This is a genomic window from Cellulomonas endometrii, assembly GCF_949769265.1.
Lineage (GTDB): Bacteria > Actinomycetota > Actinomycetes > Actinomycetales > Cellulomonadaceae > Cellulomonas > Cellulomonas endometrii.
This window is the reverse complement of sequence record NZ_CATKPC010000001.1, coordinates 105,723-128,637: the sequence shown is the minus strand read 5'-3', so window position 1 is coordinate 128,637 and position 22,915 is coordinate 105,723. Positions and strand designations below refer to the sequence as shown.

19 protein-coding genes and 4 tRNA genes are annotated in these 22,915 nt (G+C 76.3%); 13 read left to right on the top strand and 10 right to left on the bottom strand.

Annotated features, from left to right (window positions below):
• Nucleotides 1-4: 4 nt before the first annotated feature.
• From QNH85_RS00550 to QNH85_RS00540, 3 genes are all read right to left on the bottom strand, one after another.
• Nucleotides 5-589 carry an HIT family protein gene (locus QNH85_RS00550; protein WP_282944326.1) on the bottom strand — a complete coding sequence of 195 codons (585 nt, stop codon included), beginning with the start codon at nucleotides 587-589 and terminating at the stop codon, nucleotides 5-7.
• 49 nt (nucleotides 590-638) lie between these two features.
• Complete coding sequence (gene thrS, locus QNH85_RS00545) at nucleotides 639-2,654, bottom strand: threonine--tRNA ligase (RefSeq protein WP_282943852.1); 2,016 nt, start codon at nucleotides 2,652-2,654, stop codon at nucleotides 639-641.
• Nucleotides 2,655-2,795: 141 nt separating this feature from the next.
• Nucleotides 2,796-2,867: transfer RNA gene (locus QNH85_RS00540), tRNA-Val, on the bottom strand.
• A 258-nt stretch (nucleotides 2,868-3,125) separates the two neighbouring features.
• On the opposite strand from QNH85_RS00540, the gene QNH85_RS00535 reads away from it, so the two are divergent.
• Complete coding sequence (locus QNH85_RS00535; protein WP_213281652.1) at nucleotides 3,126-3,554, top strand: SsgA family sporulation/cell division regulator; 429 nt, start codon at nucleotides 3,126-3,128, stop codon at nucleotides 3,552-3,554.
• A gap of 16 nt (nucleotides 3,555-3,570) precedes the next feature.
• Here the strand turns inward: QNH85_RS00535 and QNH85_RS00530 are convergent, their stop codons facing one another.
• Nucleotides 3,571-4,407, bottom strand: coding sequence for an aminotransferase class IV (locus QNH85_RS00530; protein ID WP_282943849.1), 837 nt, complete (start codon nucleotides 4,405-4,407; stop codon nucleotides 3,571-3,573).
• A 5-nt stretch (nucleotides 4,408-4,412) separates the two neighbouring features.
• Nucleotides 4,413-5,531: a chorismate-binding protein gene (locus tag QNH85_RS00525; RefSeq protein WP_282943847.1), complete on the bottom strand. Its 1,119-nt coding sequence runs from the start codon at nucleotides 5,529-5,531 to the stop codon at nucleotides 4,413-4,415.
• A 185-nt stretch (nucleotides 5,532-5,716) separates the two neighbouring features.
• On the opposite strand from QNH85_RS00525, the gene QNH85_RS00520 reads away from it, so the two are divergent.
• The 4 genes from QNH85_RS00520 (at nucleotide 5,717) to QNH85_RS00505 (ending at nucleotide 6,659) form a co-directional block, all read left to right on the top strand.
• Nucleotides 5,717-5,788, top strand: a tRNA-Gly gene (locus tag QNH85_RS00520).
• Nucleotides 5,789-5,840: 52 nt separating this feature from the next.
• Nucleotides 5,841-5,911 (top strand) — tRNA-Cys (locus QNH85_RS00515).
• Between the two features lie 11 nt (nucleotides 5,912-5,922).
• Nucleotides 5,923-5,997 (top strand) — tRNA-Val (locus QNH85_RS00510).
• A gap of 164 nt (nucleotides 5,998-6,161) precedes the next feature.
• On the top strand, nucleotides 6,162-6,659 hold the full coding sequence (locus QNH85_RS00505) for a DUF1269 domain-containing protein (RefSeq protein ID WP_282943845.1): 498 nt from the start codon (nucleotides 6,162-6,164) through the stop codon (nucleotides 6,657-6,659).
• Nucleotides 6,660-6,705: 46 nt separating this feature from the next.
• Here the strand turns inward: QNH85_RS00505 and QNH85_RS00500 are convergent, their stop codons facing one another.
• On the bottom strand, nucleotides 6,706-6,936 hold the full coding sequence (locus tag QNH85_RS00500; protein ID WP_282943843.1) for a response regulator transcription factor: 231 nt from the start codon (nucleotides 6,934-6,936) through the stop codon (nucleotides 6,706-6,708).
• Between the two features lie 36 nt (nucleotides 6,937-6,972).
• Nucleotides 6,973-9,315, bottom strand: a complete 2,343-nt coding sequence (locus QNH85_RS00495) for a winged helix-turn-helix domain-containing protein (RefSeq protein WP_282943841.1) — start codon at nucleotides 9,313-9,315, stop codon at nucleotides 6,973-6,975.
• 275 nt (nucleotides 9,316-9,590) lie between these two features.
• Here QNH85_RS00495 and QNH85_RS00490 point away from each other — a divergent pair, with 275 nt between their 5' ends.
• Both QNH85_RS00490 and QNH85_RS00485 read left to right on the top strand, forming a co-directional pair.
• The gene (locus QNH85_RS00490; RefSeq protein ID WP_282943839.1) at nucleotides 9,591-10,910 is read left to right on the top strand and encodes a DUF1254 domain-containing protein; all 1,320 of its coding nucleotides are present in this window, start codon (nucleotides 9,591-9,593) and stop codon (nucleotides 10,908-10,910) included.
• A gap of 10 nt (nucleotides 10,911-10,920) precedes the next feature.
• Complete coding sequence (locus QNH85_RS00485; RefSeq protein ID WP_282943837.1) at nucleotides 10,921-12,627, top strand: SulP family inorganic anion transporter; 1,707 nt, start codon at nucleotides 10,921-10,923, stop codon at nucleotides 12,625-12,627.
• Nucleotides 12,628-12,629: 2 nt separating this feature from the next.
• On the opposite strand, the gene QNH85_RS00480 is transcribed toward QNH85_RS00485, so the two are convergent.
• Entirely contained in the window at nucleotides 12,630-12,836 is a 207-nt protein-coding gene (locus tag QNH85_RS00480) for a hypothetical protein (RefSeq protein ID WP_213281642.1), read from the bottom strand.
• A 116-nt stretch (nucleotides 12,837-12,952) separates the two neighbouring features.
• On the opposite strand from QNH85_RS00480, the gene QNH85_RS00475 reads away from it, so the two are divergent.
• The 4 genes from QNH85_RS00475 (at nucleotide 12,953) to QNH85_RS00460 (ending at nucleotide 16,353) form a co-directional block, all read left to right on the top strand.
• Nucleotides 12,953-14,644: an alpha/beta hydrolase gene (locus QNH85_RS00475; protein WP_282943834.1), complete on the top strand. Its 1,692-nt coding sequence runs from the start codon at nucleotides 12,953-12,955 to the stop codon at nucleotides 14,642-14,644.
• 105 nt (nucleotides 14,645-14,749) lie between these two features.
• The gene (locus tag QNH85_RS00470) at nucleotides 14,750-15,247 is read left to right on the top strand and encodes a DUF1269 domain-containing protein (RefSeq protein WP_282943832.1); all 498 of its coding nucleotides are present in this window, start codon (nucleotides 14,750-14,752) and stop codon (nucleotides 15,245-15,247) included.
• A gap of 113 nt (nucleotides 15,248-15,360) precedes the next feature.
• Entirely contained in the window at nucleotides 15,361-15,843 is a 483-nt protein-coding gene (locus tag QNH85_RS00465) for a DUF1269 domain-containing protein (protein WP_282943830.1), read from the top strand.
• Nucleotides 15,844-15,855: 12 nt separating this feature from the next.
• Nucleotides 15,856-16,353: a hypothetical protein gene (locus QNH85_RS00460; RefSeq protein WP_282943828.1), complete on the top strand. Its 498-nt coding sequence runs from the start codon at nucleotides 15,856-15,858 to the stop codon at nucleotides 16,351-16,353.
• A 13-nt stretch (nucleotides 16,354-16,366) separates the two neighbouring features.
• On the opposite strand, the gene QNH85_RS00455 is transcribed toward QNH85_RS00460, so the two are convergent.
• Nucleotides 16,367-18,910 (bottom strand): winged helix-turn-helix domain-containing protein, encoded by a 2,544-nt coding sequence (locus QNH85_RS00455; RefSeq protein WP_282943827.1) that lies wholly within the window; start codon nucleotides 18,908-18,910, stop codon nucleotides 16,367-16,369.
• 279 nt (nucleotides 18,911-19,189) lie between these two features.
• Between QNH85_RS00455 and QNH85_RS00450 the strand changes: the two genes are divergently transcribed.
• Both QNH85_RS00450 and QNH85_RS00445 read left to right on the top strand, forming a co-directional pair.
• Complete coding sequence (locus QNH85_RS00450) at nucleotides 19,190-19,645, top strand: DUF6325 family protein (protein ID WP_282943825.1); 456 nt, start codon at nucleotides 19,190-19,192, stop codon at nucleotides 19,643-19,645.
• 49 nt (nucleotides 19,646-19,694) lie between these two features.
• On the top strand, nucleotides 19,695-19,985 hold the full coding sequence (locus QNH85_RS00445) for an SHOCT domain-containing protein (RefSeq protein ID WP_282943823.1): 291 nt from the start codon (nucleotides 19,695-19,697) through the stop codon (nucleotides 19,983-19,985).
• A gap of 116 nt (nucleotides 19,986-20,101) precedes the next feature.
• On the opposite strand, the gene QNH85_RS00440 is transcribed toward QNH85_RS00445, so the two are convergent.
• A complete protein-coding gene (locus tag QNH85_RS00440; protein WP_282943821.1) occupies nucleotides 20,102-22,813 on the bottom strand; it encodes a cation-translocating P-type ATPase in 2,712 nt (903 codons plus the stop codon).
• Nucleotides 22,814-22,915 lie beyond the last annotated feature (102 nt).

The following is a 22,915-nucleotide window of genomic DNA, read 5'->3' as shown; positions in this document are numbered from 1 at the left end:
CCGGTCACTCCTTCGGGTCGTCGGCGCGGGCGTGCCGCGCCGGCCAGGCGGCCGCGAGACGCGCCCGGGTGTCGTGCAGCAGCTCCGGCAGCGCGCGGCTGCGGCCCACGATGGGCAGGAAGTTCGCGTCGCCCGACCAGCGGGGGACGACGTGCTGGTGCAGGTGCGCGGCGATGCCCGCCCCCGCCACCTCGCCCTGGTTCATGCCCAGGTTGAAGCCGTGGGGCCCGCTCACCTCGCGCAGCACCCGCATGGCGGTCCGGGTCAGCTCGGCGACCTCGGCGACCTCGGCCGCCGTGAGGTCGGTGTAGTCGGCGACGTGCCGGTACGGGACGACCAGCACGTGACCGCCGTTGTACGGGTAGAGGTTCAGCACGACGTACGCGACGTCGCCGCGCGCGACGACCAGCCCCTCCTCGTCGGGCAGCGACGGGATGCGGCAGAACGGGCAGCCGTCGCCCGCGCCCGAGCCCGACGGCTTGTTCTCGCCGCCGATGTACGCCATCCGGTGCGGGGTCCACAGCCGGCCGAAGCCGTCGGGCACGCCGGCGAGCGAGGCGGCGTCCTCCACCGCCGCGCTCGCCGGCACGTCGCCGGTCCCGGGCTCGCGGGCCTCCCCCGCGTCGGACGTCACGCGCTCAGACCTGCGCGTGCTCGCGGACCGCGGCCACGACGCGCTCCACGGCCTCCGCCACGGGCACGCCGTTCTCCTGCCGGCCGTCGCGGTACCGGAAGGACACCGCCCCGGCCTCCGCGTCCTCGCCGCCGGCGATGAGCACGAACGGGATCTTCTGCGTGCTGGCGTTGCGGATCTTCTTGCCGAACCGGTCGTCGGACCGGTCGAGCTCGGCGCGGATCCCCTGGGCGCGCAGCTGGGCGACGACGTCCTCGAGGTACGGCTCGAACGGCTCCGCCACGGGCACGGCGAGCACCTGGACGGGCGCCAGCCACGCCGGGAACGCGCCCGCGTAGTGCTCGGTCAGCACCGCGAAGAACCGCTCGATGGACCCGAACAGCGCGCGGTGGATCATCACGGGCCGCTGCCGGCTGCCGTCGGGCGCGGTGTACTCGAGCTCGAACCGCTCGGGCAGGTTGAAGTCCAGCTGGATGGTGGACATCTGCCAGGTGCGGCCGATCGCGTCCTTCGCCTGCACGGAGATCTTCGGGCCGTAGAACGCGGCGCCGCCCGGGTCGGGGACCAGCTCGAGGCCGGACTCGGTGGCGACCTGGCGCAGCGTCTCGGTCGCCTCCTCCCACGCGGCGTCCTCGCCGACCGACTTCTCGGGGTTCCGGGTCGACAGCTCCAGGTAGAAGTCGTCGAGCCCGTAGTCCTTGAGCAGGTCGAGGACGAAGGTGAGCAGGCTCGTGAGCTCGCCCTTCATCTGCTCGCGGGTGCAGTAGATGTGGGCGTCGTCCTGCGTGAAGCCGCGGGCACGGGTCAGGCCGTGCACGACGCCCGACTTCTCGTAGCGGTAGACGGTGCCGAACTCGAACAGCCGCAGCGGCAGCTCGCGGTAGGACCGGCCGCGGGAGTCGAAGATCAGGTTGTGCATCGGGCAGTTCATCGGCTTGAGGTAGTAGTTCTGCCCCGCGCGCTTGATGTTGCCGTCGGCGTCGCGCTCCTCGTCCAGCTGCATGGGCGGGTACATGCCGTCCGCGTACCAGTCCAGGTGGCCGGAGATCTCGAACAGCTGCTGCTTGGTGATGTGCGGGGAGTTGACGAACGAGTAGCCCGCCTCGACGTGCTTGCGCCGCGAGTACTCCTCCATCTCCATGCGGATGATGCCGCCCTTGGGGTGGAACACCGCGAGGCCGGAGCCGATCTCGTCGGGGAACGAGAAGAGGTCGAGCTCGGCGCCGAGCCGGCGGTGGTCGCGGCGCTCGGCCTCGGCCACGCGGTCCAGGTACGCCTTCAGCTCGTCCTTGGTCGGCCAGGCCGTGCCGTAGATGCGCTGCAGCTGCGGGTTCTTCTCGGACCCGCGCCAGTACGCCGCCGCGGAGCGGGTCAGCTGGAAGCCGTTGCCGAGCAGCTTGGTGCTGGGCAGGTGCGGGCCGCGGCACAGGTCCTGCCAGACGACCGCCTCGGACTCCCGGCCCGCGCCGCGCACGTTCTGGTAGTACGTCAGGCCGCCGGAGCCGACCTCGACCGACGCGCCCTCGCCCGCGGTGTCGGCGGTGGACTTCAGGCCGATCAGCTCGAGCTTGTACGGCTCGTCGGCGGCGAGCGCGCGCGCCTCGTCGTCCGTGACCTCGACGCGCCGGAAGGCCTGCCCCTCGCGGACGATGCGGGTCATGACCTTCTCGAGCGCCTTGAGGTCCTCGGGCGTGAACGGGGTCTCGACGTCGAAGTCGTAGTAGAAGCCGTCGGTCACGGGCGGGCCGATGCCGAGCCGCGCCTTCGGGTTGACCTCCTGCACGGCCTGCGCGAGCACGTGCGCGGCGGAGTGGCGCAGGACGGCCAGGCCGTCGGGCGAGTCGATGGTCACGGCCTCGACGACCGCGCCGTCGGGCAGCGGGCGGGACAGGTCCCACAGCTCCCCGTCGACCCGGGCCACGACGACCTCGCGGCGGGCGGAGAAGAGGTCCGTGCCCGTCGTCCCCGCCTCGGCCGTGGTGCTGGTGCCGTCGACGGTGAGGGTGATGAGCTCGGACACTGCGGGGTCTCCTCGGGTCGGCCCGCGCCTGGCGCGCGGGGTCCGGGTCGATGCTACCGACCGGTCACCCGCGGGTGGGGACGCGCGACCAAGGGACGACGACGGCCCCCGGTCCGTGGGGACCGGGGGCCGTCGTGCCGGTGGGCGATACTGGGTTCGAACCAGTGACCTCTTCGGTGTGAACGAAGCGCGCTACCACTGCGCCAATCGCCCGGCGGTTGAGAACTCTACCCGACCCGGCGCCCAACTCCGAAACCGGCGCGGGTCGGCCGCTCGCCGGGCGCGGGGACCGCGTCAGCAGCGGGATCGTCCCGCCGCCGCCCGGCGCAACCCGACCCCTACGGCCGCACCGCTGCTCTTCTGAGGCGTCCCACCGGGTGAAAGTCGGGCCCGCACGGCTCGGACCCGCCCGGCGGCTGTCATGATGGACGTCTCGCGTGACGTGTGTGGACGTGTGTGAAGGAGGATGCGGTGGCCCAGCGCTCGTACGACGTCGTCGAGTCCGTCGCCATGCAGCTCATCAGCTCCGATGCCAGCGTCCTGCCTGTCACCGCGGAGCTGTCGTACCGCGTGAGCGACCCGTACACGGTGCGTGCCGTGTTCACGAGCCCGCAGTCCACGTCGGTGTGGCTGCTCGGCCGCGAGCTCCTGCTCCAGGGCATGCTCGCGGACGCCGAGGACCCGGCCGGCAGCGGGGACGTGCAGGTGTGGCGGGACGAGGACCCGCTGTTCACCCTGATCTCGCTGACCGGCATCGAGGGCAGCGCGCTGCTCGCCTCGCCGTCGGAGCCGCTCGAGCGGTTCCTCACCGCGACCGAGCAGCTGGTGGCGCTCGGGACCGAGAGCGACCGCATGGAGGGCGAGATCGCCGCGCTCATCGCGGCGCTCCTCACCGCCTGACCCTCTCCGGCCCCGCCTACGGGTCGAGGTCGTCGGCCGCGCGCCGGCGGAACAGCCGCTCCACCTCGGCGGTCAGCGCCCCGACCTCCACGGGGGTCCCGTCGAGCGCCCGCACGCCCGCGAACCCGCGCAGGGAGCCGCTGAGCGCGAGCCCGGCGGAGCCCGCCGCCACGTCGTCCAGCACCGTCCAGGGCAGCTCGCCGACCCGCGCCTCGCGCACCGGCATGCCGGCGTCCGCCGCCCACTCCAGCACGAGGGCCCGCGTCACCCCGGGCAGGCAGCCGGAGCCGGCCGGCGGGGTCAGCAGCTCGCCGTCGCGGTCCACGAAGACGTTGGAGCCGGTGCCCTCGCAGAGGTCGCCGCGCGTGTTCGCGAGCACCGCCTCGTTGCCGCCCGCGCGGGACGCCGCCGCCAGGGCCAGGACGTCGGCGGCGTAGGACGTCGACTTGTGCCCGGCGAGCGGCGACCGCTCGTTGCGCACCCACGCCGACCGCACGACGCGCGCTGGCCCGCGCACGGGCGCCGGTCCGGCCGTCACGACCAGCGTCGGGCGCGCCGCGCCGGGCGCCCCGGGGCTCACGGTGACGCGCAGCCGCCCGACCTCCGCGCCGCCCGCCGCCAGCACGGCCGCCACGGCGCCGCGGACCTCGGCCTCGTCGACGGCCGGGAGGTCGAGGGCGTGCAGCGACGCCGCGAGCCGGTCGAGGTGCCGGGTGAGGGCGAACGCGTGCCCGTCGACCACGGCGCACGTCTCGAAGACGCCGAGCCCGGTGGTGAACCCCGCGTCGGCGCCTTCCAGCACCGGCTCGGAGGGGTCGCGCAGCCGGCCCCCCGACCACAGCACGCTCGCCACGCCGGTCAGTCTCCCACCGGGCCGGACGCCAGGCCCACGAGCCGCGCGGCCTTCAGCTCGGTCTCCGCCCACTCCGCCGCGGGGTCGCTCCCCCACGTGATCCCCGCCCCCGTGCCGAACCGCAGGACGCCGTCGCGCCACACGAACGTCCGGATCCCGACGGCGAGCTCCGCGCGCACCGACCCGTCGTCGGCGACCTCCACCCACCCGACCGCCCCGCAGTAGGGGCCGCGCGGGGCCGGCTCCAGCCGCCGGATCGTGTCCAGCGCCGCGAGCTTCGGCGCCCCGGACACCGACCCGGGCGGGAACGTGGCACCGAGCAGCCGCGCCCAGAGGTCCGCGCCGTCGCGCACGTCCGCGGACAGCCGCCCGCGCACCGTGGAGACCAGGTGCACGAGACCGGGGTGCTCCTCCACGCCGAGGAGCGTCGTCACCTCCACCGTCCCGGGCTCGCACACCCGCTGCAGGTCGTTCCGCACGAGGTCCGTGATCATCACGTTCTCCGCGCGGTCCTTCGCCGTGAGCCCGTCCGCGGTCGCGGCGGTGCCCTTGATCGGCGCGGAGGTCACCCAGCCGTCCTCGACCCGCAGGAACAGCTCCGGGGACGCGGTCACGACCCACACGGGCGGCACCGCTCCCCCGGCCGGCACGTGCACGCCCCCGGCGAACGGCGCCGGGTTGCCCGCCGCCAGCCGCGCCCCGAGGGCGGCCGCGTCCGGCTCGGCACCGTCCCGCACCGGCAGCGGCGCGCTGAGCACCCGGCAGAGGTTCGCCTGGTACACCGTGCCGGCGCGGATCGTCGCCCGGACGTCCTGCACCGCGTCGACGTACGCGCGCTCGTCCAGCGACGACTCCCACGTGCGGGGGTCAGGCCCGGTCCAGCGGCCGGGCCGGGGTGCGCCGGGGCCCGACGCCCGGAACCGCCACGCGGCCACGGGGCCCTCGAAGTCGCCCACGAGCACCCAGGAGCCCGGTCCCCGCAGGCGCTGCGGCTCCTGCTCGACGTCGGGCACGTGCTCCACGGGGTCCCGGAGCAGCCGGCCGCCGAACCACGCGACGCCCGCGGCGGGCGACGTGCTGGACGCGCTCGGCGCACGCTCGGGAGGGGTCGAGTCGGTCGGCACAGCGACACGGTAGCGAGGCCGCCCGGCGTCCGTGACGGCTCGCCGGAGGCCCCGCCACGCCGCCGGACCCGCGTGATCGCGCGGAACTCCACCGGTGTGAGAGCCCGGTTTGGTTCTCGCCTCAGGAGTCGGCTAGAGTTCTCGACGCACCCGGAAAGCCGGTGAAAACCGGTGGAACGTGGCGTGCGGACGTGGCTCAGTGGTAGAGCATCACCTTGCCAAGGTGAGGGTCGCGGGTTCGAATCCCGTCGTCCGCTCGGAGGCAGACTCCCGGCCGACCGCATCGGTCGCTGAGGACTGAGGTCTCAGGGTGGAGTGGCCGAGAGGCGAGGCAGCGGCCTGCAAAGCCGTATACGTGGGTTCGAATCCCATCTCCACCTCGTATTTACCCGGGCGATTGGCGCAGCGGTAGCGCGCTTCCCTGACACGGAAGAGGTCACTGGTTCGATCCCAGTATCGCCCACCAGCAAGGCCCCAGGTCACAGACCTGGGGCCTTCGTCGTGCCCGGGGCAGGTGCGCGCCGACCCGCAACCGCCACGGCCCCGCCGGTCATCCCGCGCGGGTGAGGTGCCCCGGACCGAGCGGCGGGCACGCTGAGCGCGTCACCCGGCCGGACGAAGGAGCAGACCGTGGCCACTCTCAGCGTGTGGAAGTTCGAGACCCCCGAAGGGGCCGACCGGGCGGAGGCGGCGCTCATCGCCCTGCAGAAGCAGGAGCTGATCCAGGTGCACGACGCCGCGACCGTGTCGTGGGAGCCCGGGAAGAAGAAGCCGAGGACGCGCCAGACGAACAACCTGGCGGCGGCCGGCGCCCTGGGCGGGACGTTCTGGGGGATGCTGTTCGGCCTGCTGTTCTTCGTCCCGCTGCTGGGTGCGGCCATCGGGGCGGCGGCGGGTGCGCTCGGCGGCGCACTGACGGACGTCGGCATCGACGACGAGTTCATCGCATCCGTGCGCAGCAAGGTCACCCCCGGCACGTCGGCGCTCTTCCTGCTGTCCTCGGGCGCGGTGCCGGACAAGGTCGTCGGGGCACTGAAGGACCAGGGCATCCACGGCGAGCTGGTGCAGACCAACCTGTCCGAGACCGACGAGGCACGGCTGCGGGAGGCGTTCGAGGAGGACGTCTGACCCGCGACGGGATCGCCGCGGCCGGAGCCCCCGAGCCTCGCACCGGTCACAGCAGGCCGCGGTGCACCGCCTCGCGGACCGCGGCGCGCCGGCCGTCGGCGCCGAGCTTGCGGTAGATGGAGCGCATGTGGGTCTTGATCGTGTTGACGGACAGGAACAGGGAGCCGGCGATCTCGTCGGAGGTCATCGACGACCGCAGGCAGGCGAGGACGTCGTGCTCGCGGGGCGTGAGCTCCCACGCGGAGGCGCGCACGGCGGGCGCGTCCTCCTCCGCCACCAGCAGCCGCGCGACCAGGGCCTCGTGGGCGCTCCCCTACTCCAGGTGGTCCGACAGCAGCGGGTGCAGGCTCGCCGCGCGGTCCCGCAGCGGCCGGACGACGCCCTGCGGCGCGGCGGCCTCCAGCGCGCCCTCGAGCGCCTCGTGGGCGGCGTGCTCGTCCTCGTGCAGGAGGGCCGCGGCTGAGCGGACGGCGACCAGCGTCTGCGGCAGCGGGTGCGCGACCCCGTCCGTCGCGCTGATCGCGGCGCGCAGGGCCCGCCACGAGCCCTCGCGGTCGCCGACGCGGCGTCGCAGGTCGCTCTGCCACGTCAGGGCCAGCGGGTCGCCGAACGCCGCGGTGCGCTCGTCGACCAGCGCGAGCGCCGCGTCCGGCCGGCGCTCAAGGTCCAGCTGGATCGCGGTCAGGAACTGGCGGAAGGCGCGCACGTGCTCCGGCGCGTCGGCGTCCGTCCAGGGCGCGTCCGTGACGGCCCGGGCGCGCGCGAGCCCGGCGGCGTCCCCGCGGACCATGCACGTGATCGCCAGCACGCCGGCGGCGTGCACCGCGACCTCGGGCCGGGCCCGCCCGGCGGCGACGACCGCCGCGTCGAGGTGGTCGTGCGCGACGTCCAGCTCGTCGCGCCAGTAGGCGACCAGCCCGCATGCGAGGTGCGCGGACGCGGTGATCCCCGTGCCGCCCCACCCCCGCGCCGCCGCCGCCCGGAGCACGTCCTGCGCCCGCGTGCGCGCGGCCAGCAGGTCGCCCCGGTGCGCGGTCGCGAGGCTCTCCTCCGCGCGGCAGCCGAGCTCGAGCGCGACCCAGCCGCGCTGCGCGGCGAGCACCGCGCCGTGGGCGAGCCGCGGACCGGCGGCGGCGTCGCCCGAGTACCGCTGCAGCTCCGCACGGCCGAGCAGGTACAGCCCGAGCGCCCGCGTGCCGTCGTCGAGGTCGACGTCCGCGAGCGCCGCGCGGCCTCGCCGGATCGCCTCCTCCAGCGCCGGCCGGCCGGGGGCCATGAGCGCGTGCACGAGGGCGGTGACCGCGGCGGGCTGCCGGTCGGGGTCCTCGGCCCCCGGGTCCGCCGGCTCGAAGGCCCGGGCCGCGGACAGCGCCAGCAGGACGTCCGGCTCGTGCCGCTGCGGCGCGGGCAGCGCCGAGCGGAGCCGGTCGATCAGCGTCACGTCGCCGCGGACCAGGAGGTCCGGCCACCGCTCCCCCAGGATCGACGCCGCGAGGTCGGGGGCGGCGCCCTCCAGGGCGTGGGTGATCGCGGCCGCCGGGTCGCGCGCGGCGACGTGCTCGGCGACGACCCGGTGCGTGTCGCGCACCGCGGCCGGGTCGCGCCGCGCCAGCACGGCGGCCGCGTGGGCGGCGACGAGCGTGTGCCAGCGGTAGACCGGGTCGCCGCCGTCGTCGTCCGCGACCTGCGCCAGGAACAGCCCCCGCGCGACGCACTCGTCCAGCAGCCGCGCCCCGTGCGGGGCGATCGCCTCGGCGAGGGCCGGGTCGATCGCGTCGACCAGGCTGGCCCGCAGGACGAAGTCCGCGAGCTCCGCGGGCAGCGCGTCGATCACCTCCTCCACCAGGTACCCGGTGATCGGCACGTCCCGGTCGCGCAGCTCCCGCATGGGCGCGCCGGAGCCGCCCAGCACACCGGCGGTGATCGCCAGCCGGACCGCGACCGGCCAGCCGCCGGTGAGCTCCCACAGGGCGCGCGACCAGTCCCGCGCCGCCTCGTCGCCGAGCGCCCGCACGAGGTCGGCGACCTCCGTCGGGGTGAAGGCCAGGACGTCCTCGCGCAGCTCGGCGAGCTCCCCGCTGAGCCGCAGCCGGTTCAGCGGGACGACGGCGTCGTAGCGGCCCGCGAGCACGAAGCTGGTCCCCGGGTAGCGCAGGAGGGGGCCGAGGACCTGCCGCGCCGTCTGCACCGACAGCAGGTGGATGTCGTCGAGCACGACCACGGGCGCGGGGCCCGACCCCTCCAGCCCGTCCAGGCGGGCGGCGAGGCCGTCCACGCCCTGCGCCACCGTGCGCGGCGTCGGGCCCCCCGTCGTCCCCTCCCGCGGGGCGCCGGCGCGGCGCGTCGCCTGCGCGACGGCGTCCTGCAGCACGCGGGTCAGCCGCGCCGGGTCGTCGTCCAGCGCGTCCAGGGAGACCCAGGCGACCGGGCGGTCGGCCGTGGCGGCCCACTGCACCAGGAGCGTCGTCTTCCCGTAGCCGGCCGGGGCGCTGACCAGCACCAGCCGGTGCCCGGCGACGGCCGCGGCGAGCGCGTCGACGCACCGGGTGCGGGCCAGGACGCCGCGCGGGAGCACGGGGACCCGGATGCGGCCGGCCGGGGTGCGCGGGGGCGCGGTCGTGGCGCCCCGTCCCGGAGCACGGCTGCCTGCGACCATGAGTCACGCTCCCCCTGCGTGTCGGGCCCACCGTAGCGTCGCTGCCGGTGGCCGTCACCCCCGTGCATCGTCTCCGCACCGGGCGCCGCCCGCCCTCATCCGTCGCGGGTGAGGCGCGCCCCCGCGCGGGTCGGCCGGCCCCCGGGACCGTGGTGCTGCTCCTGCCCGGCGTCCTCGCGCCGGTCATGCACACCGGGTGAGGCGGTGCCGTCCCGCGTCCGGTCTGCTGGGGTGACGCGGGCCGGGGTCCCGTGACCGGAGGAAGGGTGGGGAGCATGGGCGCACGCGCGTCCGGCCCTGGCCGGGCCGACGGGGACGCTGACACGGTCAGGACGGTCGCGGACGCCTACGTGCTCGCGTGGCCGCTGCTGATGACGTACGCGCTCCTGCACGAGCAGGTGGTGGCGGGTTCCCGCCCGCTCGGCGAGCTGACGCACACGCCGGCTCCGTCCGCCCGCGACGGCGCGCCCCCCTGGGCCGACCCCGGGGTGCTCCTCTGCGAGGCGTGGCTGGACCTGCGCTCCGAGCCCGTGGTGCTCAGCCACCCGGCGGTGCCCGAGGGCCGGTACGTGGGCGTCGAGCTGACGGACCTGTTCGCCCACGAGGTCGGTCGGCTCGGGGTCCTGCGCACCGGGCAGCACGCCGCCACGTGGGCGGTGGTCGGACCGCGGTGGAGCGGGACCCTGCCGCCGGGGCTGACCGGTGCGCTGCACGCCCGCTCCGACATCGTGCGGCTGCTCGGCCGGGTCGCGGTGCCCGGTCCCGGCGGGGCGACGGGGGCGGAGGCGCTGCGGGGCGCCCTGCGGCTGGCCCCGCTGCACGAGCTCACCGGCGGCGCTCCGCCGCGTCCCGTCCCCCCGCCCGCCTGGCTGCCGTGGGACGAGGACCGCGCACTCGGCACCGGGTTCCTGGACTACCTGGCGTTCGCGACCGGCCTGGGCGGCGACCCGGGCCGCGCGGACCGGGAGCTGCTCGCCCGCGCCGCACGGCTGGGCGCGCCGCGCGGCAGCGCCGTCCCTGGCTCCCGGGCCGAGCACGCCCTCGTGGCCCGGGGCGTGGCGCTGGGCGCCGCGGTCCTCCAGGACGCGCTCGCCCGGCAGCCCAGCCCGCACACGACGGCGTGCGTCGCCGACGACACCGACGGCACGGCCTGCGCCCGCCTCGGCCGCGCGGTGTCCGCCGATCGTGAGCTGCACGCGCCCAGCCCCCAGGAGACGCTGACGGTGCGCTGGCGCGATCTCGACGGCGAGCCGCTCCACGGGGACCGGCCGTACTCCCTGACCTTCCGGCGCCCGCCACCGGCGCGCCTGGGCTGGTCGCTGGCCGTGCACGCCGAACCGTCCGGTGCGCCGCTCGGCCCGGGGCCGCACGGGTGGGTGGGCGGCGGCTCGGACCCCCCGGACCCGACGGGCGCGCGCCCGTCGGGGGCGACGACCTTCGCCCTCCAGCCGCACCCGCCCGCGGATGCCGGCGGGCACGCCCGCTGGGTCCGCACGTCACCGGGCGCGTTCCGGGTGACCGCTCGCCTGTACGCCCCCGAGCCCTCAGCGGTGCACGGCGAGTGGGTCCCGCCCGTGCTCCGCGCGCTGCCCTGAAGGGACCTCCATGGTGCGACCCCGGGTGTTCCCCTCCCTCGCCGGCTACCGCCGCGCGTGGCTCTCCCGCGACCTCCTCGCGGGGCTGACGGTCTGGGCGGTGCTCGTCCCCGAGTCGCTGGCCTACGCGACGATCGCGGGGGTGGACCCCGTGGTGGGGCTGTACGCGGCCGTGCCGTCGCTCGTGCTGTACGCGGCCGCCGGCAGCTCGCGGCACCTGGTGGTCGGGCCCATGTCCGCGACGGCCGCGCTGTCCGCCGGCGTGGTGGCGGCCTTCCGTCCGGGGGACGCCGCCGCCTACCTCGCGCTGACCTCCGGGACGGCGCTCGTCACGGGCCTGCTCTGCCTGCTCGCGGCCCTGCTGCGGGCGGGGTTCCTGGCCGCGTTCATCTCCGCGCCGGTGCTCAAGGGCTTCATCGTCGGGCTGGCGCTGACCATCGTCGTCGGCCAGGTGCCCGCGCTGCTGGGGATCGAGAAGGGCGAGGGGAGCTTCCTGGAGAAGTCCGTCGCCGTCGTGCGCGGCCTGCCCGACCTGGACGTCGTCACGACCGTGCTGGGCGCCGCGTGCCTCGCGGTCGTGCTCGTGCTGCGCCGCTACGCACCCCGGGTGCCGGGCGCCCTGGTGGTCGTGGCCCTCGGGGTCCTCGCCGTGCTGACCCTCGGCCTGCAGGACGCCGGCGTGCAGGTCGTCGGGCCCATCGAGCCCGGGCTGCCGCCGCTGGGGCTGCCCGACCTCGACCTGGCGACCTACGGCGAGCTCGTCGGACCGGCGGCGGGCGTGGTGCTCGTCGGCTTCGCGGAGGCGCTCGGCGCCGCCCGTGCCTACGCCGACCGGGCCGGGTACGACATCGACCCGGACCGCGAGCTGCTGGGCATGGGCCTCGCGAACGTGGGCTCGGGCCTGGCGTCGGGGATGGTCGTCAACGGCAGCCTGTCCAAGACCGCCGTCAACGGCGGCGCCGGCGCGCGCAGCCAGCTGTCCGGGATGACCGCGGCGGCGCTCACGCTCGCGACGCTGCTGCTCCTCACCCCGTTGTTCGAGCCGCTGCCCGAGGCCGCGCTGGCGGCGGTCGTCATCGCGGCGGTCGTGGAGCTGGTCGACGTGGCCGCCCTGCGCCGGCTGTGGGCGCTGGCGGGGGCGACGGGGCGCGGCCTGTACGGCAACGCCGCGCGGTACGACGCGTACGCCGCCCTGGCCGCGCTGCTCGGCGTGCTCGTCCTCGACACGCTGCCCGGCCTGGTCATCGGCGTGGTGCTGTCGCTGTTCCTGCTGCTGGCGCGGGCGTCGCGGCCGCACGTCGCCGTGCTCGTGCGGGACCAGCACGGCACCTGGGTGGACGTCGCCCGACGGGCCGCCCTCGGGCGCGCGCCCGGGGCACCGGTGCCGGGCGTGCTCGTCGTGCGGGTCGACGCGGGGCTGTTCTTCGCGAACGCCGACACGGTGCGCTCCGCCGTCCGGGCGCTCGCGCGCGAGCAGCGGCCGCGGCTCGTGGTCCTGGACGCGCGGACCGTCCCGTTCGTGGACAGCGCGGCGGCGGAGATGCTCGGGCTGCTGGGGCGGGACCTGCGGCGCGCGGGCGCCCGGCTCGTCGTCGCCGAGGACGTGGGGCAGGTCCGGGACATGCTGCGGGCCGTCGCCGCCGACGGAGACGGCCCGCCGCCGGAGCGGTACCGGACCGTCGACGAGGCCGTCGCGGCGGAGCGGCCCGACGACTGAGGTCAGCGCAGCTCGGGCACCCGGCGCAGCTCGGCGATGTCGATGCCCAGGTCCCCGAGCAGCGCCACCACACCGGTGAGCCCCGAGTGGTCCGGCACCTGGCATGAGAGGATCGCGCCGTCCTGCGTCGGGGCGGAGACGATGTCCGCGAAGTCGCGCAGGTCGTCCAGCTCGTGCTCCGGTCCGACGACCCGGATGTGGTACAGCATGGCTGCTCCCGTGAGCGTGCGCGTCGTCCTGCGGCCAGCCTGCCGTCCCGGCGCCCCCGGCGTCCTCATGCGCCGCGGGTGACTCCCCCGGCGCCGCACCGGGTAGCGTCCCCGGGATGACGGCAGACGACGGTCCGCGGCGCAGGCGTCTCCGGCCCCGGCCCCTGCACGGCGGCGGCCTGGTGGCCGGCGTGGTGTTCGCGATGCTCGCCATGACGCCGTCCCTGCTGCCGCGCGACTGGCTCTTCCAGGGCCTCGTCTCCGGTGTCTCGGGCGCCATCGGCTACGGCGTCGGCGTCCTCCTGGCCTGGCTGCTGCGGCGGTCGTCGCGGTGGCGCGCGCTCCTCGCCCGCGTCGACGCGCGCGTCCCGCCGCGGGCCAGCCGGTGGGTCGTGCCGGCCCTGTGCCTCGCGGGGGCGTCCGCCCTGCTGGTCATGCTCGCGGTCGCGGCCCGGTGGCAGCGGGAGCTCACCGACGCCATGGGCATGCCGGCCACCACGACGTCCGGCTGGCTGCGCGCGGCCCCCGTGCTCGTCCTCGTCGCGGCCGTCCTGATCGCCGTGGCGCGCGGGATCCGCCTCGTGAGCCGGGCGGTCGCGCGGTTCCTGCGGCGACGGCTCCGGCTGCCCGGGGTCGTGGCGAGCGTCGCCGGCGCGGTCCTCGTCGGGCTGGGCCTGCTGGTCGTCCTGAACGACGTGGTGCTGACGCGGGTGCTGTCCGTGGTCGACGAGGTGTTCGCCGCGGCGAACACGGAGGACCACCCCGGCGTCGAGCAGCCGCAGGACGCCGGCCGGTCCGGGTCGCCCGCCTCGCTCGCGGCGTGGGACACGCTCGGGCGCGAGGGACGCCGGTTCGTGGCGCGGGGCCCGTCACCCGAGGCGCTCGCCGCCTCGCCGGCCGGCGCGGTCGCGGACCCGATCCGCGTGTACGCCGGGCTCGACACGGCGGAGGACCCGGCCGGGCGCGCCGAGGTCGCCGTCGCCGAGCTCGAGCGGACCGGCGCCTTCGAGCGCGAGGTGCTGCTCGTCGTGACGACGACCGGGAGCGGCTGGGTGAACGAGGCGGCCGTCGAGCCGCTCGAGCTGATGTACGGCGGGGACACCGCCACCGTCGCCACCCAGTACTCCTACCTGCCGAGCTGGCTCTCCTTCCTGGTCGACCGCGTGCGGGCCGAGGACGAGGCGCAGGCGCTGTTCGCGGCGGTCGAGGCCCGGGTCGACGCGCTCCCGCCCGAGGACCGGCCCCGCCTGCTCGCGTACGGCGAGAGCCTCGGGTCGTTCGGCTCGGAGAGCGTGTACGACTCCCTGGCGGACATCCGCGAGCGCACCGACGGCGTGCTGTGGGTCGGTCCCCCGCACGCCAACGAGGTCTGGCGGGCGCTGGTGGAGCGCCGGGACCCGGGCACGCCCGAGACGGCGCCGGTCTACGCCAGCGGGCTCGTGGTGCGGTTCGCGGACGAGACGGGTGACGTCGGCGTGCCCGACGCGCCCTGGGAGGACCCGCGGGTCCTGTACCTGCAGCACCGGTCCGACCCCATCGTCTGGTGGGGGCCGGCGCTCCTCCTCGAGCGCCCGGACTGGTCCACCGAGCCCGCGCCGGACCGGAGCGGCCCGACGATGACCTGGTACCCGTTCGTGTCGTTCTGGCAGCTGACGTTCGACCTCGTCAACGGGAAGTCCGTCCCCGACGGTCACGGGCACAACTACGACGGGCAGCTCGCGGCGGCGTGGGCGTCCGTGGCCGCCCCGGACGGGTGGGACGACGCGAGCACGGCGCAGCTGCAGGGGGCGCTGGCCGCCGACGGGTGAGGGCGCGCCCACGCGGGCGCCGGGACATCCGGTACGGGTGAGGCGGGGACGCCGGAGGACGACGACGCTGGTGGCGTCAGTCGAGTTCCGGACAAGGAGACCACGGTGGCCACTCTCAGCGTGTGGAAGTTCGAGACCCCCGACGGCGCGGACCGGGCCGAGGCCGCCCTGCTCGCCCTGCAGAAGCAGCAGCTCATCCAGGTCCACGACGCGGCCACCGTGTCGTGGGAGCTCGGCACGAAGAAGCCGAAGACCCGTCAGGCGCACAGCCTCACGGCGGCGGGGGCCCTCGGGGGCACCTTCTGGGGCATGCTGTTCGGCCTGCTCTTCTTCATCCCGCTGCTCGGCGCGGCGATCGGCGCGGCCGCCGGCGCGCTCGGGGGGGCGCTCGCCGACGTCGGGATCGACGACGACTTCATCGCCTCCGTCCGCAGCAAGGTCACGCCCGGCACGTCCGCGCTGTTCCTGCTGTCCAGCGGCGCCGTGGGCGACAAGGTCTTCGGGGCGCTGGACGAGCAGGGCGTCCACGGCGAGCTGATCCAGACCAACCTGTCCGACGAGGACGAGGCCCGCCTGCGCGACGCGTTCACCGTGAGCGCCTGACCGCCCCGTCCCCGCCGGCGGGCCCGGCGTCCGCGGTCACCCGGCGCGGGTGAGCCGGACGCCGGGTCCCCGGCGGGACAGTGACATCCGCCGCACCGAGCGAGGAGATGGCCATGACGACGTTCACCGCGTGGAAGTTCGACACCCCCGAGGGGGCGGACAAGGCCCTCGGCGCCCTGCACTCCGCCCAGGACGACGGCCTGGTGAAGGTCGTCGACTCCGCGGTCGTGTCCTGGCCCGTGGGCGAGAAGCGCCCGGAGCTGCACCACCAGCACGACGAGGGCAAGCGCAAGGCGGGCTGGGGCGCCCTCTGGGGCCTCCTCGTCGGCGGGCTGTTCTTCGCGCCGCTGCTCGGCGCGGCCGCGGGCGCCGGGATCGGGGCGCTCGCCAAGTCCGTCGAGGGCGTCGGGATCAACGAGGACGACCTCGCCCGGCTGAAGGACGAGACAACCGAGGGCACGTCCCTCCTGCTCGCGGTCACCCAGGACGCCGACATGGACCGGCTGGGCGAGCGGTTCCACGGGCTGGGCTCCCGGCTCGTCTCGACGAACCTCACCCAGGCGGAGCGCGACCTGCTGCTCGAGACGTTCGGCTGAGCGGCGCGGCGCGTGGCGGGCACCGCGCGGCAGGCGCAGCCCCGGGCGGTGCGCCGCCGCGCCTCGCACCTGTACGGGCTGGTCGTGACGGGCTCGGTCCTGGCCGCGGCCCCGGAGGACCTGGGCCTGGCCCGGCTCGCGGTCGTGCTCGCGGGGACCCTGCTCGTGTACTGGGCGGCGGAGACCTACGCGCACTGGATCGCGCTGCGCACGCACGAGGGCAGGCCGCTGCACCCCCACGAGCGCCGCGAGGTGGTGCAGGACGGCCTGCCGCTGGTGGCGGCCTGCCTCGTGCCCGTGGCGCTCCTGGTCGTCGAGGCGGTGCTGGGCGTGCCGACGGGCCTCGGCGTGCGGCTCGCGCTGATCGCGAACGTGGCGCTGCTCGTCGTCGTCGGGTGGCGGATGAGCACCGCCGGGGGCATGCGCGGGGCCGCCCGGGTGCTGTCGGCGGCCGGCACGGGGCTGCTGGGCGTGGCCATGGTGGTGCTCAAGTACACGCTGCTGCACTGACGCCCCGCCGGCCTCAGGGCAGCAGGCCGAGCTCCCGCCCCCGGGCCACGGCGGCGCGCCGCGTCGGGACGTCGAGCTTGCGGTACAGCGACTTCAGGTGCGCCTTGACCGTGTTGACCGAGACCACCAGGTCCTCGGCGATCTCCGTGTTGCTCGCCATGCTGGGCAGGGCGGCGAGCACGGTGAGCTCCCGGTCGGTGAGCACGGACGGCAGCGGCTCCGGCTCCGTCACGGGCGCCGGGGTCGTCAGGCGCCCGACCACGTCCCGCGCCAGGGCGTCGGTGCGGCCGGGCAGCACCCGGCGGAGGGCCGCGCGGGCGCCCGGGCCGGCGCCGCAGAGGAACGGCCGGAGCAGCTGCTCGGGCGCCGCCACGGACATCGCCCGGCGCACCAGGTCCTCCGCGAGTCGCGCGGCGTTCCGCTGCTCGGCCACCTCGGCCAGCAGCAGGCACGCCTCCGTCTCGGTGAGCGGGTCCCCGAGGTCCGCGGCCCACCCGGCCGCGACCCGGGCGTGCCGGCGGGCGCCGCCGAGGTCGGCCCGCGCGAGCGAGCGCCGCCCGGCGGTCAGCGCCTCCAACGGCGACGAGATCCGGACCACCCCGGCGCCCTGCGACGGGCCTTCCCCGGTCACGCCCTCCACCTCGACCTCGCCCCGGAGCCGCAGGTCGGCGACGAGGGACGCCGCGGGCTCGGTGCCGCGGCCGCCGTCGGACGCCGCGCGCGCCGCACGCACCCGCCCCCGGGAGAGCGCGGTGAGCACCTGGAGCGCCTGCAGCGCCGCGAGCGACGTGGGGTCCGCGCCGGCGTCGCACGCCGCGAACCCGTAGGCGACGGCGCGGTCGGCGTCCCCCCACCGACCGCGCAGGAGCGCGACCCACGCGAGGGCGGCGTACGCGGGGCGGACGTAGGTGTAGGACGTCCAGCCCGACGCCGCTGCGAGCGCGACCGCGGCCTGCGCCTCCCGCTCGGCCGCGTCCAGGCCGCCGAGCGCCGCGTGCGCGAGCGCGAGCGCGGCTCGCGCGCTCAGCGACGTGAAGTCGACGACGTCCGGCTCCTCCGCCACGGAGGCGGCGAGCTCGCGGCGCGCGCCGGCCGCGTCCCCCTGCCAGAGGAGGGCGGAGCCGCGCAGCTCGTGCGCGCTGCGCAGGTACCCGCCGTACGCCGGGAACGGCCACTCGACCCGCGCCAGGGCGTCGACCGCCGAGGCGGCCGCGCGGCCCTGCACGGTGACGTCCCCCAGCCCGCGGGCCGACGCCGCGTCGAACAGGTCCGTCAGCACGTCGGAGGCCGTCGGCACGTCGTCGACGCGGGCGCGCACCGCCCGTGCGCGCGCCACGTGGGTCCGGCACGCCGGGTACGCGCGGTCCACCAGCGCCAGCGCGGCCGCGCACAGCTCGGTCCACTCGGCGGCCGGCAGCTCGTCGTAGGGCAGCTGGGCGAGCACCTCGCGCACCGCCTCGCGGCCGGGGCCCACCAGGAGCGGGGCCGCCGCCTCGGCGAGCACCCGCCCGAGCAGCTCCCAGTGCTCCGCCTCGGTCGCGTGGTCCAGCGCCGCGACGGGGCTCCCGTGCCGCAGCAGCCACCGTGCGGCGCAGGCGTGCGCGTCCTGGTGCCCCGCGGGGTCCCGGACCCGAAGGGTCGTGTGCAGGATCTCGCGCAGGAGCGGGTGGTAGCGCAGCGCGGCCCGGTCGGCCTGCACGGGGGCGACGAAGTCGTGCGCGGCCGCCAGCGCCTCGTGCAGCCGGCCGGGCGCGGCGCTAGGGCTCAGGGCGCGGGCGAGCTCGGGGGTGAACGTCGGCACGACGGAGGAGCGCAGGAGGAACGACCGGACCGCGGGCGCCTGGCGGTCCACGACCTCGTCGACCAGGTAGTCCGCGACCGCCCGGTCGTCGTTCAGCGCGTCCGCGAGCGCCGCCTCGACGTCGCCCGCCTGCAGGCGGGCCAGGCGGCTGAGGGCGATCCGGACGCCGGTCGGCCAGCCGCGGGTCCGCTCGAGGATCAGCACGGCGTCGCGGGGCGAGACCTCGATGCCCTCCAGCTCCGCCAGGGAGCGGACCTCCGCCGCCGTGAACGCCAGGTCCTCGGCGGCCACCCGGGTGGCGGTGCGGCGCTCCAGCGAGGGCTCGGCGCGGCTCAGCAGCACCAGCCGCAGCGGCACGTCCGCCGCGAGCAGGTCCCGCACCGTCTGCACGACGTTGCGGTGGCGCACCACGTCGAGGTCGTCCAGGACCAGGGTCGACGGCTCGGGCAGGGACACCAGGCCGCGCACCCAGCGGGCGACGAAGCCCGGGGTGCTGGTCGGCGGCACCCGCAGCCGGGCCAGGTCGTGGTCGGGCGGGACGGCGCCGCTGCTGCGCAGGGCCTCGAGCACCCGGCTGGCGAGCGCCTGGGGCACCGTGTCCCGCGGGTCGAGCGCGATCCACCCGACCGGGCCGGGCTGGGCCGCCGCCCAGGACGCCACCGCGGTGGACTTGCCCCAGCCGGCGCCCGCCGCGACGACCGTGAGCCGGTCCTGGGGGTCGGCGTCGAGCAGGCGGTCGACGCCCGGCCGCTGCACGGTGCGGGCAGGTGGGGGTCTCAGGAGGCGTTGCTCCGTGGTCCCGGCCGGGCGCCGCGAGCCTCCCCCTCCCGAAGGCGGCTCGCGCAGTTCCCGTACGGAGCCCCGCACCGGGGAGCCCATGCCGGGCAACGTATACCCAGGCCTCCCCCGGGATCGAGGCCCCCGGGTACCCGGCAGGGGTGATGCCCCGCGGGCTCGCCGGGCAGGACCGTGGATGTCGGGACGCGGTGCGCGTCCCCGGCCCGCACGGGTCGCCAGGACGGCGAGGGAGCAGCCGTGGAAACCAGGGGCGAAGAGCTCGGGATCCAGGAGATGGGGCCAGTCGACTACGTGGTGATCGAGTTCCCGGAGAACCGCCTGGACGGGACGGCGTTCCCGCTGCTGATGGACCTGGTGGAGCGCGGCATCGTGCGCGTGCTCGACCTGGCGTTCGTGGCGAAGGCGGAGGACGGGACGGTCGCGGGGCTGGACCTGCGCGACCTGGACGCGACAGGCGACTTCGACCTGACGATCCTCGAGGGCGCGTCCTCCGGCCTGCTCGGGGACGACGACCTCGCCGAGGCGGCGGGCGCACTGGCGCCCGGCTCCGCCGCGGGCGTCCTCGTCTACGAGAACACCTGGGCCGCGCCCTTCGCCACCGCCCTGCGGCACGGCGGGGGCCAGCTCGTCGCGAGCGGGCGCATCCCGGTGCAGGCCCTGCTCGCCGCGCTCGACGCCGCGGACAGCGTCTGACGCCGGTGCCCGTCGGCACCACCCACGCACGCACACGAAGGAGGACGACATGCCTGGACTGCTCCGAGGAGTCGCGAGGACCGCGGTCGTCGCGGGGACCGCCACGGCGGTGTCCGGCCGGGTGCAGCGCCGCCAGCAGGGACGCTGGGCGCAGCAGGAGGCCGCCGCGCACCAGCAGGCACCCCCGCCCGCGTACGCGGCGCCCGCTCCGGCGGCCGCGCCGGGCGGCACGGTGGACGTGCGCCTGGACCAGCTGCGGCAGCTCGCCGAGCTCCGCGACCAGGGCGTCCTGACGCCGGCGGAGTTCGAGGCGCAGAAGGCCCGCATCCTGGCCTCCTGACCACCCGCGTGCCCGCAGAGGCCGCGTCCGTCCCGGGTCGTCCCGGGCGTGCGCGGCCTCTCTCGTGCGCCGCGCCGGCGGGGGCGGCCGGTGACGCCGGTTCGTCGGCGCGGGCCTCAGCGCGAGCGGTCCGCCGGGCGGTCCACCGCACGGGCGACGGCCCGGGTGAGCTCCGCGGCGACCAGGTACCCGGCGGCGGCGAGCAGGCACGCCCCCCACTGGCCGGGCTCGAGGTCCGTGGTGCCGAACAGCCGCTGCAGGATGGGCAGCGACGTCACGAGGACCGTCAGCCCGAGCACGACCAGGACGAGCGTCACGAACCGGCCGTTGGCGACGGTCTCGTGGCTGATGACGCTGCGGCGCAGGTCGCGCCACTCCGCCGCCGCGACGACGTGCGTGAGCGCGGCGGCCGTCAGGCCCATCGTGGTCGCCGTGAGCAGGCCGTACCGCGGCTCCGCCCAGGCGACGACGAGCAGGGTCCCCACGGCGATGAGCAGCCCGTCGAGCGCCAGCCGGGCCCCGAGCGCGCGGCCGAGCACCGGGGCGTCCGGCGGGCGCGGCCGGCGCTGCATGAGGTCCTGCGCCGGCGCGTCGAACCCGAGACCCACGGCGAGCACGACGTCGATGGCGAAGTTGACCCACAGGATCTGCAGGGGTGACAGCGGGACGCCGTCCGCGATGGCGAAGATCCCCGCGCCGACGAACGTGAGGATGAACCCGACCAGCACGACCATCTGGAACCGGACGTACTTCATCAGGTTGTCGTAGAGCCCGCGGCCGCGTTCGACCGCCGTCACGATGGTGGCGAAGTTGTCGTCCGTCAGGATCATCTCGGCGGCGTCCTTGGTGACCTCCGTGCCGGTGATGCCCATCGCCACGCCGATGTCCGCCCGGGTGAGCGCCGGCGCGTCGTTCACGCCGTCCCCCGTCATCGCCACGACCTCGCCGCGGCGCTTGAGCACGTCCACGAGCCGCACCTTGTCCTCCGGGGCGACCCGCGCGACGACGCCGATCCCGTCCACCTCCCGGTCCAGCATGTCGTCCGGCATCGCGGCGAACTCGGCGCCGGTGAGCGCGCGCCCCTCGATGCCGAGCTGCGCGGCGATCGCGGCGGCCGTCGTGGCGTGGTCCCCCGTGATCATCCGCACGCGGATGCCCGCCGCCCGGCACTCCGCGATGGCGGCCGCGGCCTCGCGCCGGGCCGGGTCGACGATGCCGACCAGCGCCAGCAGGTCCAGACCGGTCACCAGCTCCAGCAGGTCGGCGCCCTCCAGCGCGGTGGGCTCGAGGTCCCGCTGCGCCAGCGCCAGCACCCGCATGCCCTCGCCGGCGAGCGCGTCGTTCTCCGCCACGACCCGCTGCCGCCCGTCCTCGAGCGGCCGGCTCGCCCCGTCCGCGTCCCGGTACCGGACCGAGCGCGCGAGCAGCACGTCCGGCGCGCCCTTGACGTAGCACCGCACCACCGGGCGGCCGTCGACGACCACCCGGTGGAACGTGGCCATCAGCTTGTACGTCGCGTCGAACGGCACCTCCGCCACCCGGGGGAACGCGAGCCGGGTCTCCTCGACGTCGAGGCCGCCCTTGGCCGCCAGGACCACCAGGGCCCCCTCGGTCGGGTCCCCGACGCAGGCACCGTCGCGGATCACGGCGTCGCTCGCGAGCGCCATCGGCAGCAGGAACGGCTCCAGGTGCACGTCGGGCCCGCCGCCGGTCGCGAGGATCCGCCCGGTCGTGGCGTACCCCTCGCCGTCGACCCCGAACCGGCGGCCCGCGAGCACCAGCCGGCGCGCCGTCATCTGGTTGAGCGTGAGCGTGCCGGTCTTGTCGGAGCAGATCGCCGAGGTCGCCCCGAGCGTCTCGACGGACCGCAGCCGCTTGACGATCGCCCCGGCGCCCGCGAGGTCACGGGTGCCGAGGGACAGCAGCATCGTCACCACGGCGGGCAGGCCGGTCGGGATCGCCGCGATCGCCAGGCTGATGCCGACCAGGAACAAGGTGTCGAAGTCCTCACCGCGGGCCAGGCCGAGGAGCACGATCGCGACCAGCGCGACGGCGGCCATCAGCGTGATCACCACGGTCAGGCGGTCGAGCTGCCGGGTCAGCGGCGTCTCGTCCTGCTCGACCGCGCTGAGCATCCCCGAGATGTGCCCCACCTCGGTGCCCATCCCGGTGCCCGTGACCACCATCTCCCCGCGCCCGCGGGTGACCTGGGAGTTCATGTACGCCACGCAGACCCGGTCGCCCAGGGGGACGTCCACCCCCGCCACGGGGTCCACGGACTTGGGGACCGGCGTGCTCTCCCCCGTGAGGCCGGCCTCCTCGATCTCCAGCGACGCCGCCAGGACCAGCCGGCCGTCGGCGGGGACCTTGTCCCCCGCCTCGAAGCCGACGACGTCGCCCGGCACCAGCTCCTCCGCGGGGATCTGCAGCAGCTCGCCGTCCCGCCGCACCCGCGCGGTCATCACCAGCATCTTGCGCAGCGACGCCACGCTCTCGGCGGCCTTGCCCTCCTGGTGCAGCCCCATGAGGGCGTTCAGCACCGTCAGCCCGAGGACGACCAGCCCCGTGGACAGGTCGCGGAGCGCGACGACGCTCACGACGGCCGCCCCGACCAGGACCAGCTGCATGAGGTCGGCGTACTGGCGCAGGAACGCCCGCCACGCCGGCTCGGGCCGCTCCGCGGCGAGCGCGTTCGGCCCGTAGGTCCGCTGGCGCGCGGCCGCCTCCGAGGCGGAGAGACCGCGCGCGGGGTCGACGGCGAACGCCTCGCACACCTGGCCCACCGTGGCCGCGTACCACTCCCGTGCGGGCGCCTGCGTGGTCGTCATGTCCTCACCCGTCCTCGCGCGGGCGCCGTCAGGCGCCCGGTCCGCCCGTCCTGTGCTCCCCAACGTCCGTCCGCGCGGGTGCGGGGACCTCACCCGTCCCGG

What these genes read in the sequence shown, in the direction of transcription:
- QNH85_RS00495 (WP_282943841.1), bottom strand. Translation starts at nt 9,315, where the DNA reads ATGGTCGCAGGCAGCCGTGCTCCGGGACGGGGCGCCACGACCGCGCCC.
- QNH85_RS00490 (WP_282943839.1), top strand. Translation starts at nt 9,591, where the DNA reads ATGGGCGCACGCGCGTCCGGCCCTGGCCGGGCCGACGGGGACGCTGAC.
- QNH85_RS00485 (WP_282943837.1), top strand. Translation starts at nt 10,921, where the DNA reads ATGGTGCGACCCCGGGTGTTCCCCTCCCTCGCCGGCTACCGCCGCGCG.
- QNH85_RS00480 (WP_213281642.1), bottom strand. Translation starts at nt 12,836, where the DNA reads ATGCTGTACCACATCCGGGTCGTCGGACCGGAGCACGAGCTGGACGAC.
- QNH85_RS00475 (WP_282943834.1), top strand. Translation starts at nt 12,953, where the DNA reads ATGACGGCAGACGACGGTCCGCGGCGCAGGCGTCTCCGGCCCCGGCCC.
- QNH85_RS00465 (WP_282943830.1), top strand. Translation starts at nt 15,361, where the DNA reads ATGACGACGTTCACCGCGTGGAAGTTCGACACCCCCGAGGGGGCGGAC.
- QNH85_RS00445 (WP_282943823.1), top strand. Translation starts at nt 19,695, where the DNA reads ATGCCTGGACTGCTCCGAGGAGTCGCGAGGACCGCGGTCGTCGCGGGG.
- QNH85_RS00440 (WP_282943821.1), bottom strand. Translation starts at nt 22,813, where the DNA reads ATGACGACCACGCAGGCGCCCGCACGGGAGTGGTACGCGGCCACGGTG.